The sequence below is a fragment of the Prosthecomicrobium pneumaticum genome, from assembly GCF_014199915.1.
In the GTDB taxonomy this organism is placed as follows: domain Bacteria; phylum Pseudomonadota; class Alphaproteobacteria; order Rhizobiales; family Kaistiaceae; genus Prosthecomicrobium; species Prosthecomicrobium pneumaticum.
In genome coordinates, this window is record NZ_JACHOO010000003.1 from 358,230 (window position 1) to 371,064 (window position 12,835).

13 protein-coding genes are annotated in these 12,835 nt (G+C 69.7%); 9 read left to right on the plus strand and 4 right to left on the minus strand.

Going from position 1 to position 12,835, the window contains the following annotated elements:
• Positions 1 to 26 precede the first annotated feature (26 nt).
• The 3 genes from GGQ63_RS08805 to GGQ63_RS08815 all read left to right on the plus strand — a co-directional run bounded on the left by GGQ63_RS08805 (position 27) and on the right by GGQ63_RS08815 (position 2,600).
• Positions 27 to 239, plus strand: a complete 213-nt coding sequence (locus GGQ63_RS08805; RefSeq protein WP_183854773.1) for a ParD-like family protein — start codon at positions 27 to 29, stop codon at positions 237 to 239.
• Positions 236 to 1,006, plus strand: coding sequence for a type I methionyl aminopeptidase (map, locus tag GGQ63_RS08810; RefSeq protein ID WP_183854775.1), 771 nt, complete (start codon positions 236 to 238; stop codon positions 1,004 to 1,006). Before GGQ63_RS08805 ends, map begins: the two co-directional genes overlap by 4 nt.
• 67 nt (positions 1,007 to 1,073) lie before the next feature.
• Positions 1,074 to 2,600 carry a S10 family peptidase gene (locus tag GGQ63_RS08815; protein WP_183854777.1) on the plus strand — a complete coding sequence of 509 codons (1,527 nt, stop codon included), beginning with the start codon at positions 1,074 to 1,076 and terminating at the stop codon, positions 2,598 to 2,600.
• Between the two features lie 46 nt (positions 2,601 to 2,646).
• Here GGQ63_RS08815 and GGQ63_RS08820 read toward each other — a convergent pair whose 3' ends face one another.
• The 3 genes from GGQ63_RS08820 to gndA all read right to left on the minus strand — a co-directional run bounded on the left by GGQ63_RS08820 (position 2,647) and on the right by gndA (position 5,954).
• Positions 2,647 to 3,573, minus strand: coding sequence for a dihydrodipicolinate synthase family protein (locus GGQ63_RS08820; protein WP_183854779.1), 927 nt, complete (start codon positions 3,571 to 3,573; stop codon positions 2,647 to 2,649).
• A gap of 81 nt (positions 3,574 to 3,654) precedes the next feature.
• A complete protein-coding gene (gene soxR / locus GGQ63_RS08825) occupies positions 3,655 to 4,113 on the minus strand; it encodes a redox-sensitive transcriptional activator SoxR (RefSeq protein WP_183854781.1) in 459 nt (152 codons plus the stop codon).
• Between the two features lie 431 nt (positions 4,114 to 4,544).
• On the minus strand, positions 4,545 to 5,954 hold the full coding sequence (gene gndA, locus GGQ63_RS08830) for an NADP-dependent phosphogluconate dehydrogenase (RefSeq protein ID WP_183854783.1): 1,410 nt from the start codon (positions 5,952 to 5,954) through the stop codon (positions 4,545 to 4,547).
• Positions 5,955 to 6,212: 258 nt separating this feature from the next.
• On the opposite strand from gndA, the gene GGQ63_RS08835 reads away from it, so the two are divergent.
• Positions 6,213 to 7,418 (plus strand): GNAT family N-acetyltransferase, encoded by a 1,206-nt coding sequence (locus GGQ63_RS08835; RefSeq protein WP_183854785.1) that lies wholly within the window; start codon positions 6,213 to 6,215, stop codon positions 7,416 to 7,418.
• A gap of 35 nt (positions 7,419 to 7,453) precedes the next feature.
• Here the strand turns inward: GGQ63_RS08835 and GGQ63_RS08840 are convergent, their stop codons facing one another.
• Positions 7,454 to 8,221 carry an IclR family transcriptional regulator gene (locus GGQ63_RS08840; protein WP_183854787.1) on the minus strand — a complete coding sequence of 256 codons (768 nt, stop codon included), beginning with the start codon at positions 8,219 to 8,221 and terminating at the stop codon, positions 7,454 to 7,456.
• A gap of 123 nt (positions 8,222 to 8,344) precedes the next feature.
• Here GGQ63_RS08840 and GGQ63_RS08845 point away from each other — a divergent pair, with 123 nt between their 5' ends.
• The 5 genes from GGQ63_RS08845 to GGQ63_RS08865 all read left to right on the plus strand — a co-directional run bounded on the left by GGQ63_RS08845 (position 8,345) and on the right by GGQ63_RS08865 (position 12,820).
• On the plus strand, positions 8,345 to 9,685 hold the full coding sequence (locus tag GGQ63_RS08845; protein WP_343061119.1) for an aspartate aminotransferase family protein: 1,341 nt from the start codon (positions 8,345 to 8,347) through the stop codon (positions 9,683 to 9,685).
• Positions 9,686 to 9,855: 170 nt separating this feature from the next.
• Positions 9,856 to 10,701 carry a transporter substrate-binding protein gene (locus tag GGQ63_RS08850; RefSeq protein ID WP_183854789.1) on the plus strand — a complete coding sequence of 282 codons (846 nt, stop codon included), beginning with the start codon at positions 9,856 to 9,858 and terminating at the stop codon, positions 10,699 to 10,701.
• Positions 10,702 to 10,720: 19 nt separating this feature from the next.
• A complete protein-coding gene (locus GGQ63_RS08855) occupies positions 10,721 to 11,380 on the plus strand; it encodes an ABC transporter permease subunit (protein ID WP_183854791.1) in 660 nt (219 codons plus the stop codon).
• A 7-nt stretch (positions 11,381 to 11,387) separates the two neighbouring features.
• Entirely contained in the window at positions 11,388 to 12,041 is a 654-nt protein-coding gene (locus tag GGQ63_RS08860; protein ID WP_183854793.1) for an amino acid ABC transporter permease, read from the plus strand.
• Positions 12,041 to 12,820, plus strand: a complete 780-nt coding sequence (locus tag GGQ63_RS08865; RefSeq protein WP_183854795.1) for an amino acid ABC transporter ATP-binding protein — start codon at positions 12,041 to 12,043, stop codon at positions 12,818 to 12,820. Before GGQ63_RS08860 ends, GGQ63_RS08865 begins: the two co-directional genes overlap by 1 nt.
• The last annotated feature ends 15 nt before the right edge of the window (positions 12,821 to 12,835 follow it).

Sequence of the window (12,835 nt, forward strand, 5' to 3'; positions counted from 1 at the left end):
ATACGAAACGTATATGAGGACCGCTCATGGGCATCGTCAGCATCGATGAGGAACTGCACGACCAGCTGCGCCGGGCGAGCAAGGTCTCGTTCCGTTCGATCAACGCGCAGGCCGCCTACTGGATCAGGCTCGGCATGCTCAGCGAGACCAATCCGGGCCTGACCTTCTCCGAGATCGTCGCGCGCGAATATGGCGCCGCCGGCGTCAGCGCCGGGCCGCTCGCTCTGGGCGAGGCATGACCAAACAGCCGCACGAACTGGCGCTGATGGCGGAGTCCGGCCGGCTGCTCGCCTCGGTCTTCGCGATGCTCGACCGCATGCCGCTCGCCGGGCTGTCGACGCTCGAGATCAACGACCGGGTCGAGCGCTTCATCGTCGACGATCTCGAAGCCCGGCCGGCGAGCAAGGGCCAGTATGGCTACGGCTTCGTGCTCAACGCCTCGGTCAACGCGGTCGTCTGCCACGGCATCCCGTCCGCGGCGACGGTGCTCGCGGAGGGCGACATCGTCAACCTCGACATCACGCTCGAAAAGAACGGCTACATCGCCGATTCGAGCAAGACGTATCTTGTCGGTGCGGTGAACCCGGTGGCGCGTCATCTCGTCGAGACGACCTACGAGGCCATGTGGATGGGCATCCGCGCGGTGCGTCCGGGCGCGCGGCTCGGCGACATCGGCTTCGCGATCGAGCGGCACGCGAGGCGGAACGGCTATTCGGTGGTGCACGACTATTGCGGCCACGGCATCGGCCGGATGATGCACGAGGAACCGCAGGTGCTGCATTTCGGCAAACCCGGCACCGGGCTGACGCTGCGCGAAGGCATGGTCTTCACGATCGAGCCGATGCTCAATCGCGGCCGGCGGAGCGTCCGGACCGAGGCCGACGGCTGGACGGTGGTCACCCGCGACGGCTCCCTTTCCGCGCAGTTCGAACACACGGTCGCGGTCACGGGTTCGGGCGTTGCCGTGCTGACGCTCCGGCCGGACGAGGCGGCCTCGGCGCGCTGAACCGCCGGCCTATATAGGCCGTGAGCGAGGCCGGAAGCGGGCCCGCCGACACGAGGATGGAACCCGCATGCCGATCTCGCTCAATCTCCGTCGCCTGCTCCTCGCCGGCTTCGTCGCGCTCGCTGCGGCGGCGCCGGCCTTGGAGCCGGCATTCGCGCAGCAACGGGGGGAGGGGTCGCGCAACGAGGCGGCGTCCGGACCGGGCGTGCTTTCTCTCCTGCCGGCGGATTCGGTCACCGAACACCGGATGGAACGCGGCGCCGATTCGTTCGCCTATCACGCGACCGCGGGCGCGTTCGACCTGTTCGACCAGACCGGCGCGCCCTCGGCGAAGATCGTCTATTTCGCCTATACGCGGGACGGCTCGGAAGCGGGGAGCCGGCCGGTCACCTTCGTCTTCAATGGCGGGCCGGGTGCCGCCTCGGCCTATCTCCATCTCGGCGTTGTCGGCCCGAAGGCCGCCGAGTTCTCCGGTCCCAATGCGAGCGGCCTTCTGGTCGACAATCCCGACACCTGGCTCCGCTTCACCGATCTCGTGATGATCGATCCGGTCGGCACCGGCTGGAGCCGCGCCGCCAATCCGGATAAGGCGAGCGATTTCTGGGGCGTCGATGCGGATGCGCAGACCATCGCCAAGGTGATCGCCCTCTATCTGGCGAAGAACGGCCGCATGGCCTCGCCGAAATATCTGCTCGGCGAGAGCTATGGCGGTTTCCGCAGCGTCGAGGTCGCGAGCGTCCTGCAGCGCGACCAGGGGGTTCTCGTCGACGGCCTCGTGATGCTGTCGCCCTTCCTCGAGGGCGCGTTGAATTTCGGCGCGACGCGCTTTCCCTTCGGCGCGGCGCTGCAACTGCCCTCGCTCGCCGCCGCCGAACTCGATCGCAGCGGCCGCTTCAGCGATGAGGCGCTCGCTTCCGCCGAGCGCTTCGCCTTCGGCGACTATCTGACGACGCTCGCCGGCCCGCCGCCGCAGGGCGAAGCAGCCGAGACCTTCTATCGCCGCATCGCCGCGTTCACCGGCCTGCCGGTCGAGACGGTCGCCCGCACGCGCGGCTTCATCGGCGACGCCTATGGCAAGCGGGGCGGGGCGGCGTCGGCGATCTTCAGCCCCTATGACGCCGCGGTCGCCGAGCCCGATCCCTTTCCCGAATCGGCCGCCGACCGTGGCCCCGATCCGATCCTCGACGGCTATACGCGGGGCCTCGGCGGCCTCTTCGTCGCCTATGCCCGCGACACGCTCGGCTTCAGGACCGACATGAGCTTCACGCTGCTGAGCCGCGACGCCTTCCGGTCTTGGAACTGGGGCGATTCGCGCAGTCTCGGCGGGGCGAGCGCGATCGATGATCTGCGCGCGCTGCTCGCCCTCAACCCGGCGCTCCGCGTCCTCGTCGCGCATGGCCGCAGCGATGTCGTCACGCCCTATGCGGTGAGCCGCTACCTTCTCGACCGCCTGCCGCCGATCGGAGCGCCGGACCGGACCGCGCTCCATGTCTATCGCGGCGGCCACATGTTCTATTTCGATCCCGCCGCGCGGGCCGCCTTCGCGGCCGACGCGGCGGGCTTCTATGCGGCGGCCCGTCCGCCGGGCCGGTGAGCGGGCCGCGGAGCGCCGCACGGGCGGCGCCCCTCGTCGCGCCGGCTCACCTGCCCCAGCGCAGCACCACCGGATCGAGCCGTCTGGCGATCTCGATCAGCCCGGCGCGGGTGGCGGGATGGACCGGGGCGAGCGGCGCGCGCACCGCCTCGGAGGCGATCACGCCGCCCTCCTTCATCAGGATCTTCGCCGCCCGCAGGCCGCATTGCCGGTTCTCGTAATTGATCAGCGGCAGCCAGCGCGCATAGGCCTCGATCGCCGCATCGCGGTCACCCGCGAGATAGGGGTCGATGATCTGGCGGATGCCGTCCGGATAGCCGCCGCCGGTCATCGAGCCGGTCGCGCCGGCGTCCAGATCGGCCATCAGCGTGATCGCCTCCTCGCCGTCCCAGGGGCCGACGATCGCCTCGCCGCCCTCTTCGAGCAGGGTGCGCAGCTTCGAGGCGGCTTCCGCGACCTCGATCTTGAAATAGGCGACGTTCTCGATCTCGCGCGCCATCCGGGCGAGGAAGGCGGGCGACAGCGGCGTGCCGGCGACCGGCGCATCCTGGATCATGATCGGGATCGAGATCGCGTCCGATATGGTGCGGAAGAACTCGTAGATCGCCCTTTCGGGCACCCGGAAGGTGGCGCCGTGATAGGGCGGCATGATCATCACCATCGCCGCACCGGCCTCTTGCGCCCGGCGGCTCCGCTCGGCACAGACCTGCGTGCCGAAATGCGAGGTGGTGACGATCACCGGCACGCGGCCGGCGACATGGTCGAGCACCGTGACCATCACCCGCTCGCGCTCCTCGTCGGTCAGCACGAACTGTTCGGAAAAATTGGCGAGGATGCACAGCCCGTTCGAGCCGCCATCGATCATGCAGTCGATGGCCCGCTTCTGGCCCTCGAGATCGAGCGCGCCACGGTCGTCGAAAACGGTCGGCGCGACCGGGAAGACGCCCTTATAGGGCGTGGTGAAACTCGGCATGGAATCCTCCCTCCGGATGATCTCTTTTCATACGATGAATTAGCCCGGTCCGGCGGCGCGGAAAAGGGCAAAACGCGATCCTCAGCCGGGATCGAGCAGCCGGGCGCCGGGGCCGGCCGCGCCGAGCCGGTCGTCGGCGTTGCGCAAGGGGCAGGTGTCGAGCGACAGGCAGCCGCAGCCGATGCAGAGCGAGAGCTGGTCGCGCAACCGGCCGAGCCGCTCGATCCGCGCCTCGAGATCGGCCTTCCAGCGCGCCGACATCGCCGCCCAGTCGGCCGCCGTGGGCGCGCGCCCGTCGGGCAGGGCGGCGAGCGCGGTCGCGATCTCGGCGAGCGGCACGCCGGCGCGCTGCGCCACCTTGATCACGGCCACCCGCCGCAGCACGCCGCGCGGATAGCGCCGCTGGTTGCCGGCGCTCCGCAGGCTCTGGATCAGCCCCTTGGTCTCGTAGAAATGCAGCGCCGACACCGCGACGCCGGCCCGCCGCGCCACCTCGCCGACGCTCAGGAACCGGGACGGACCGCCACCTTCATCGGCCATCGGAAGCCTCTTGACCTCAACTTATGCTGAGGTTCTATACCGCGGGCTCCGCCGATCGGAAAGGAGCCCCTTCCTTCCCTCCTCGCGCGGGTTCCCGCCGGCGGGCTCGCCCGGCCGGGGCGTGCGTGCGCTGTCCGACGTTCCCTGCGACCGTCCGCATCCGGCCCCTCCGAACCCGCCGCGCGGCGCCCGCCGGCCGCCATCCCCGGGGCCGGCGGGCGCTCTTTTGTCCAGACGTTTGGTCGTTTCACCGCGCCGCTCCGCCTGTCATCCTCGCGAAGGCGAGGATCCCTAGCAGAGGACGGTTTGGCTTGATGGATCCTCGCCTTCGCGAGGAGGACGAAGAGGATGACCGCGTGGCCATCCCCCAATCCGAACGACGCGGCCCGCCGACCGAGAGGCGGTGTGCGACCCAAAAACGCGGCGCGATCCTACCACGCGCCGTGGAAACTGCCGGGCTTGTCGGTGCGCTCGAAGCCGTGCGCGCCGAAGATGTCGCGCTGCGCCTGGGTGAGGTCCGCGGTCGTGCGGGCCTGGGCGAGCGCGTGCAGATAGGCGAGCCCCGCCGAGAGCGCCGGCAGAGGCCGGCCTTCGAGCGCCGCCTCGCCGACCACCTTGCGCATCGCCGGCAGGCAGTCCGCCATCAGGTCGGAGAGGCCGGGGTCGAGCAGGATCGTCTCGAGATCGGCGGTGCGGTCATAGGCCGCCGCGATCCGGTCGAGGAAGGCCGAGCGGATGATGCAGCCGGCGCGCCAGATCCGCGCCACCTCGGCGAGCGGCAGGTTCCATTTGTGCTCGGCCGAGGCGGCGTTGAGCACGGAGAAGCCCTGCGCATAGGCGAGGATCTTGCCGCCGATCAGCGCCTTCTCGTAGTCCGCGATCACCGCGTCGGTCGCCGTTCCGCGCGAGGCCGGCTCGGCCCCGAAGCGCGCGACGATCTTTGCCCGCAGCGCCCGCAGCGCCGAGATGCCGCGCGCGTCGACCGCGGCGACGATCGCCGAAGCCGGCACGCCGAGATCGAGCGCCTCGATCGCCGACCAGCGGCCGGTGCCCTTCTGACCGGCCGAATCGACGATCACGTCGACGAGCGGGCCGCCGGTCTCGGCATCGGTGGCGCGAAGTGCCCGGGCGGTGATCTCGATCAGATAGCTGTCGAGCGGGCCGGACGACCAGCGCTCGAACACGTCGGCGATCGCCGCGGGCGCGAGGCCGTGGCCGTAGCGCAGCAGGCCGTAGATCTCGGCGATCATCTGCATGTCGGCATATTCGATGCCGTTGTGGATCGTCTTGACGAAATGGCCGGCGCCGTCGGGACCCATATAGGCCGAGCAGGGCGTGCCCTGGAAACGCGCCGAGATCGCGGTGAGCACCGGGGCGATCCGGTCATAGGCCTCGCGCGCGCCGCCCGACATGATCGAGGGGCCGTGCCGCGCCCCCTCCTCGCCGCCCGAGACGCCGATGCCGAGGAATTGCAGGCCGAGGCTGCGGACATGCTTCTCGCGCCGCACCGTGTCGCGGAAATTGGCGTTGCCGGCGTCGATCAGGATGTCGCCGGCGTCGAGATGCGGCGCCAGCGTCTCGATCGTCTCGTCGACGGCGGGGCCGGCCTTCACCATCATCAGGATCGGCCGCGCCGGCTTGACGAGATCGCGCAGATGTTCGAGTGCGCGGCAGGGGATCAGCCGTTCGGCGAGCGGACCCGCCTCCGCGATCACCTCGTCGACGCGCTCGACCGTGCGGTTGTAGATCGCGACGGTGAAGCCCTTCTCGGCCATGTTGAGCGCCAGATTGCGGCCCATGACCGCCATGCCGATGACGGCGATATCCGCCTGCTTGGTCATTTTCACCCTCGCCTACTCGTTGATGAAGCGGCCGAACCGAGGAAGATTGAGACGTTTCCCGCGCGAGGAGTGGCATTTCGCGGCGGCCGCGGCAACCCGTCTCGTCGTGCGCGGTGCGCCCCGAGCGGCGGATGGTTTACCATGACCGCGGGTTTCTTCCGATAAGGGGCGCGACGGGCTGCCGATGATGCGAAACTCGCCGCACTTCCGACCCCCGACCCGAATGGCGAGCGGATGACGACGGCGCGATCGTCCTCAATGACGGCCGATGGCTTCGCGGCGGGCGGCGCCGCGCGGTGCGCCGTCGCTGCGGCAGCGGCCGGCTCCGATGCTCTCGCCGTCAGCCTCCTCGACACGCTCGACGGGATCGAGGCGCTCGCGGCGGACTGGCGGTCCCTCGAGGCGCGGAGCGAACATCCGGCCTTCTTCCAGTCGGCCGCCTGGTCGATCGAGGCGGCGCGCCATTTCGCGGCCGCCGGAACGACCTTCCTCGTCGTCGCGCTCCGTCGCGCCGGACGGCTCGTCGCGGTCGCCCCGCTCAAGCGGCTGCGCTGCGGGCCGCTGGTGCTCGCGGTCGATCTCGGCGCGCCCTTCGGTCAATATGGCGGCCTGCTGGTCGATGCGGGCGAGGATGCCCATGCGGTGGTCGATGCCGTGCTCGCCGCTCTGCGCGGGCATGGCATCGACGGGCTCCTCCTGCGCAAGCTGCGCGCCGATGCGCCGGAGCGGCCGGCGCTCGCGAGGCGCGGCTTCCCCGTCGGCCGGCCGGAAGCCGCGCGGGCCGTTGCGCTCCATCCGGAACGCGGTTTCGAGGCGTTCCGGCGCGGCCTGCCGGCCCGTATCCGCAAGAATGTCCGCAACGCCCGCAACCGGGCCGCCGCGCTCGGGCCGCTCGACCAGCGCGTCTTTGCCGCCGAGGCGCTGCCGGCTATGCTCGATGCGAGCTTTGCCGGCCGCAGCGCCCGGTTGGCGGCCGAGGGCCTCACCTCCACCGCCTTCGCCGATCCGGGCTTCCGGGCCTTTGTCGGCCGCGTTGCAGAAGCCGGCGCCGCGGGCCGCATCGCGATCCTGGCGAGCGGGCTGCACGCCGGGGAGATGGCGCTGGCGCTCGAATGGGGCTTCGTCCATCGCGGCCGCTATTACGCCTATCTGACCGCCCGCGATCCGCGCTTCGACGGCTTCAGCCCCGGCCGGATCCACCGCGAGGAGGTGCTGAAGACGCTGATCGAGCGTGGTGTCGCGGTCGCCGACCTGCTCGCCCCGGACGGCCCGCACAAGCGCGCCTGGACGGCCGATGCGACGCCGATCCGGGATATCGCCGTGCCCCTCACGCTGCGCGGCCGGCTCTATCTCGCCTTTTGGCACGGATTGCTGCGGCCGGCCCTCGTCGAGACCTATTTCGCCCTGCCGGCCCGGGTCCGCCGGCCGCTCCACCGGCTGATCGCACCGCGCCACAGCGATTGATCGCGCAGGCTCGAGCCGTCCCGTCTCGCCCGCGGTCAGGGCTGCAGCAGCCCTTCCGAGATCGCCGCCGCGGCCTCCTTCAGCCGGGCGACGACGCGCTCGCGCAAGGGATCGGTGATCCGCCGCTCCGGCGCCGACAGGCTGATCGCGGCGAGCGGACGCCGCCCTTCGTCGAGGATGGCGACGCCGATGCACATCGTGCCCTCCTCGTTCTCGCCGATCTCGATCGCCACGCCGGTGCGCGCCACCTCCTGCAATTGCCGTTCGATCACCCGCAATTCGGTGATCGTCCGCAGCGTCCTCTGCGCCAAGGCGTGCGACAGGAGGGCGCCGCGCTCCTCGACCGGCAGGTGGGCGAGCATCGCCTTGCCGAGCGCGGTGGAATGGAGCGGATCGCGGCTACCGACCCGCGCCTGCATGCGCAGTGCCCGGGTCGATTCGAGAATGTCGATATAGGCGACCTGGTGGTCGGCGATCACCGCGAGATTGATCGTCTCGTTGAATTCGCGATTGAGCGCGGCGAGCGCGGGTAGAGCGAGGGCGCGCAGGCGCTGGATGCTCTTGTCGGCGGTTGCGAGCGCCCGGAACCGGGTGCCCACCGCATAGCGGTCGCTCGCCGGGTCGTAGCTCGCGAAGCCGGCGGCGCTCAGCGTCCGCAGATAGCGGAAGGTGCTGGTCTTCGGCAGGCCGAGTTCGGCCGCGACCGTGGTCAGCGAGACGGGATGGCCCTTCTCGGCGATCGCGTCGAGCACCTTCAGCGCCTTCATCACCGGCCCGACGATATAACGCTCGTCCGCATCCATCGGCTTCCCCTCGCCACCCGCAGGCAGCTTTGCGTTTTTCCGCCTCGCGAAACAAGGCCGTGTTTACATGAAACGCCGGCTCTGGCCTCCTTGCGGCCGAGAGATGCAAGGGAGAGAGGCCCCGTGACCGCCCCATCCGCCACCGCCGAGACGCCGGCCCCCCTGTCGTTCGCGGAATCCGCCCGCCGCATCCGGGACAATGCGGCGGTCATCGCCGGCGGCGTCAACAGCAATTTCCGGATGAACATCGCCCCGACGCCGCTCGTCTTCGAGCGTGCCGACGGGCCCTATCTCTTCGACGTCGATGGCAACCGGTTGATCGACTACTATCTCGGCATGGGGCCGATGATCCTCGGCCACCGGCCGCAGGGGGTGGTGGACGCGGTCTCCGCCGCGATGGAGAGGGGCATCCTCTTCGGCGGCCAGTCCGATCTCGAGACGGAGGCGGCGCGGCTCGTCTGCGAGTTCGTGCCCTGCGCCGAGCGGATCCGCTTCGCGTCCTCCGGCTCCGAGGCCGATCAGGCGGCGATCCGGCTCGCCCGCGCCGCCACCGGCCGGCGCGTCGTGCTGAAGTTCGAAGGCCATTATCACGGCTGGTTCGACAATGTGCTGTGGTCGACCGCGCCGCCGCCCGACGCGGCCGGCCCGGCCGATCATCCGGTCCCGGTCTCGGGCAGCCGCGGCCAGCTCGGCGAGGCGGCCTATGGCATCGAGGTGCTGCCCTGGAACGACCTCGCCCTCGTCGAGGCCCGGCTCGCCCAGGGGGATGTCGCCGCCGTGATCATGGAGGCGACGATGTGCAATGCGGGCGCCATCCGCCCGGCCGATGGCTATCTCGAGGGCGTCCGCGCCGCCTGTTCGGCGGCCGGCACGGTGCTGATCTTCGACGAGGTGATCACCGGCTTCCGGCTCGGCGCCGGCGGGGCGCAAGGCCATTTCGGCGTCACGCCCGATCTCGCCACCTTCGGCAAGGCGATCGCCAACGGCTTTCCCGTCGCGGCGGTGGCCGGCCGGGCCGACATTCTCGATCTCGTCGCGACCGGCGGCGTCGTGCACGGCGGCACCTACAACGCCCAGCTCCTCTCCATGGCCGCGACGGTCGCGACGCTCCGCGCGCTGACGCCCGATCTCTATGCCGGCATCGAACGGGCGGGGGCCCGGCTGATGGAGGGCATGCGCGCCCGCTTCGAGGCGGCCGGGGTGCGGGCGGTGGTCACCGGCTATCCGGCGATCTTCCACGTCGCTTTCGGGCTCGACGCCCCGGCGCGGAACTATCGCGACCTCGCCCGCTCCGACAAGAAGGCCTATGTCGCCTTCACCACCGCACTGCTCGAGCGGGGCGTGCGGGCGCTCGAACGCGGCGCCTGGTTCCTGTCGTCGACCCATGACGACGCGGTGATCGACGCGACGCTCGACGCCGTCGAGGACGCCGCCCGCGTGCTCAGGGCGCGCGGCATCCTCTGAACGCCGCCGCCGGCACTTTTTCCGCAGGGCGAAACATCCTCGCCTTGAAACGGAGCCGCCGGCGGAGGAGGCTCAAGAAACAGGCACGCCCCGACCTGACCGTCGGATGGGCAGAGGCCGACGATCAGGGACGGCCGCAGCGCGCGGATCCGTGCAGCACAGAGGGGAAAATGCGCAACATTGCCAAGACCATCGCCGCGGGCTTCGGGGCCCTGTCGCTCGCCGTCGCCTTCGCCGGGACCGCCTCGGCCGAGGGCAAGCTGCAGGAGGTGCTGAGCCGCGGCAAGCTGATCGTCGGCACCGGCAGCACCAACCCGCCCTGGCATTTCCGCGACGAATCGAACGAGCTCGTCGGCTTCGACATCGAGATGGCGAAGATCGTCGCCGCCGGCCTGTTCGACGATCCCACCAAGATCGAGTTCGTCAACCAGGCGTCGGACGCTCGCATCCCGAACATCGTCACCGACAAGGTCGACATCACCTGCCAGTTCGTGACGATCACGGCGGCGCGTGCGCAGCAGGTCGCCTTCACCATCCCCTATTACCGCGAGGGCGTCAGCCTGATGCTGGTGAAGGGCGGCAAATACGCGAACTACGAGGCGATGAAGGCCGCCGGCAGCGCCGTCACCGTCTCCGTGCTGCAGAACGTCTTCGCCGAGGACATGGTCCACGCCGCGCTCCCCGAGGCGACCGTCGACCAGTTCGAGAGCGTCGATCTCATGTATCAGGCGCTCAACTCCGGCCGCGCCGATGCGGCGGCCACCGATTCCTCGTCGCTCCTCTATTACATGAAGCAGAACCCGGATCGTTACGTCGACTCCGGCTACAGCTGGAACCCGCAGAGCTATGGCTGCATCGTCAAGCAGGGCGACCCGGACTGGCTGAACTTCGTCAATGTGGCGCTCCGCGAAGCGATGACCGGCACCCAGTTCCCGGTCTACAAGGCGGCCTACGAGAAGTGGTTCGGCACCTCGCCGGCGGAGCCGACGATCGGCTTCCCGGCCGAGCTGCGCTAGAGCCGACCGGCGAGGCCGCGTGAACTACGCGCTGCATTTCGGCGCCGTCTGGGCGAGCTTCGACAAGCTGTTGTCGGGGCTCGCCATCGGCCTCGGCCTCGCCGTCGCGGCGGTGGCGATCGGCTGCCTCCTCGGCATTCTTTCCGCCTTCGCGAGCGTCTCGAAGTTGCGCCTGCTGCGGATGGTGAGCGGGTTCTACGTGCTCATCATCCGCAATACCCCGCTTCTCGTTCTCGTCCTGCTCGCCTATTTCGCGCTGCCGTCCGCCGGTATCCGGCTCGACAAATACGAGAGCTTCATCGCGTCTCTGGCGCTCTATTCCGGCGCCTATCTGACCGAGGTGTTCCGGGCCGGCCTCCTCTCCGTGCCGAAGGGCATCGTCGAGGCGGCGCGGGCGATCGGCCTCACCCGGCTGCAGACCAATCTCCATGTCGTCGCGCCGGTGATGCTGCGCAACGTCCTGCCCTCGCTCGGCAACACCTTCATCGGCATGTTCAAGGATTCCTCGATCGCCGCGGCGATCGCCATCCCCGAACTGACCTTCGAGGCGCGCAAGATCAACGTCGACACCTTCCGGGTCGTCGAGACCTGGACGGTGGCGAGCGGGCTCTACATCGCCGCCTGCTTCACCATCGCCTTCCTCCTTCGCCGCCTCGAGCGGCGCTTCCCGAAGTTCTGAGCGGCCGATGGACGCCTTTCTCGCGCAGCTCTGGATCGCCCGCTGGCCGCTCTTCGACGGCTTCCTGCTGACGATCGGCATTTCGGTCGCGGCGATCGTGCTCGGCACGCTCGTCGGCGCGGTGGTCGGCATCAGCCTCGTCTTCGCCCCGAAGCTCGCGCGGCTGCCCTTCGTCGTCTATGTCGACGTGATGCGCGGCACGCCGGTGCTGGTGCTCATCCTCGCCGCCTTCTACATCCCGGCCGTGCTCGGCCTGTCGCTCAGCGCGACGCAGGCGGGCGTGCTCGCTCTCGCGCTCTTCGCCGGGGCCCACATCGGCGAATTGCTGCGCGGTGCGCTGCAGGCGATCCCGCCGGGCCAGGCGGAAGCCGGAAGGGCGATCGGCCTCACCTTTCCGCAGCTCCTCGCCCATGTGCTCCTGCCCCAGGCGGTGCGCATGGCGCTGCCGCCCTGGATCAATACCGGCGTCGAGCTGATCAAGGGGTCGAGCCTCCTGTCGATGATCGGCGTCGGCGAACTGCTGCTGCGCACCCAGGAAGTGATCGGCCGGAACTTCATGACGATCCAGTTCTACGTCTTCGCCGGCCTCGCCTATCTCCTCGTCAACGTCGTGCTCGACACGATCGGCCGCACCATCGAACGCCGTCTGGGGACACGCTGATGTCGGATGCCGCCGCCCGCCCGCTGCTCGAGATCAGGGGTCTCAAGAAGAGCTTCGGCGATGTCGAGGTGCTGAAGGGCGTCGATCTCGCGGTCCGACCGAGCGAAGTGGTGACGATCATCGGCTCGTCGGGCTCGGGCAAGACGACCTTGCTGCGCTGCGTCAACCTGCTCGAGGAGTTCCAGGGCGGCGCCATCGTGCTCGACGGCGAGACGATCGGCTATGGTGAGGCGGGCGGCCGGCGGCGCCGGCTGCGCGATGCCGAACTGTCGCGCCAGCGCGCCATGACCGGCATGGTGTTCCAGAGCTTCAATCTCTTCCCGCACCTCTCGGCGCTCGGCAATGTCATGCTCGGCCTGCGCAAGGTGCGCCGCATGGCGAAGGACGAGGCGCGCACGCTCGCCGCCGACTGGCTCAACCGGGTCGGGCTCGGCAACCGGCTCGACAATGTGCCGAGCCAGCTGTCCGGCGGCCAGCAGCAGCGCGTCGCGATCGCCCGCGCGCTCGCCATGAACCCGAAGCTCGTGCTCCTCGACGAGATCACCTCGGCGCTCGACCCGGAACTGGTCCAGGAGGTCCTCTCCGTCATCCGGCGGATTGCCGCGGACGGCGCGACCCTCCTCATCGTCACGCACGAGATGCGCTTCGCCCGCGAGGTGTCGGACCGCATCGTCTTCATGGAGAAGGGCCGGATCGCCGAGGAGGGGCCGCCCTCCGAGATCTTCGGTGCCGCCCGCAGCGCCCGCCTCGCCGAATTCCTGCGCAATTCCGGCCACTGAGCCGGAATTGCGCGA

Coding starts and splice junctions, on each gene's coding strand:
- GGQ63_RS08805 (WP_183854773.1), top strand. CDS start 27: ATGGGCATCGTCAGCATCGATGAGGAACTGCACGACCAGCTGCGCCGG.
- map (WP_183854775.1), top strand. CDS start 236: ATGACCAAACAGCCGCACGAACTGGCGCTGATGGCGGAGTCCGGCCGG.
- GGQ63_RS08815 (WP_183854777.1), top strand. CDS start 1,074: ATGCCGATCTCGCTCAATCTCCGTCGCCTGCTCCTCGCCGGCTTCGTC.
- GGQ63_RS08820 (WP_183854779.1), bottom strand. CDS start 3,573: ATGCCGAGTTTCACCACGCCCTATAAGGGCGTCTTCCCGGTCGCGCCG.
- soxR (WP_183854781.1), bottom strand. CDS start 4,113: ATGGCCGATGAAGGTGGCGGTCCGTCCCGGTTCCTGAGCGTCGGCGAG.
- gndA (WP_183854783.1), bottom strand. CDS start 5,954: ATGACCAAGCAGGCGGATATCGCCGTCATCGGCATGGCGGTCATGGGC.
- GGQ63_RS08835 (WP_183854785.1), top strand. CDS start 6,213: ATGACGGCCGATGGCTTCGCGGCGGGCGGCGCCGCGCGGTGCGCCGTC.
- GGQ63_RS08840 (WP_183854787.1), bottom strand. CDS start 8,221: ATGGATGCGGACGAGCGTTATATCGTCGGGCCGGTGATGAAGGCGCTG.
- GGQ63_RS08850 (WP_183854789.1), top strand. CDS start 9,856: ATGCGCAACATTGCCAAGACCATCGCCGCGGGCTTCGGGGCCCTGTCG.
- GGQ63_RS08860 (WP_183854793.1), top strand. CDS start 11,388: ATGGACGCCTTTCTCGCGCAGCTCTGGATCGCCCGCTGGCCGCTCTTC.
- GGQ63_RS08865 (WP_183854795.1), top strand. CDS start 12,041: ATGTCGGATGCCGCCGCCCGCCCGCTGCTCGAGATCAGGGGTCTCAAG.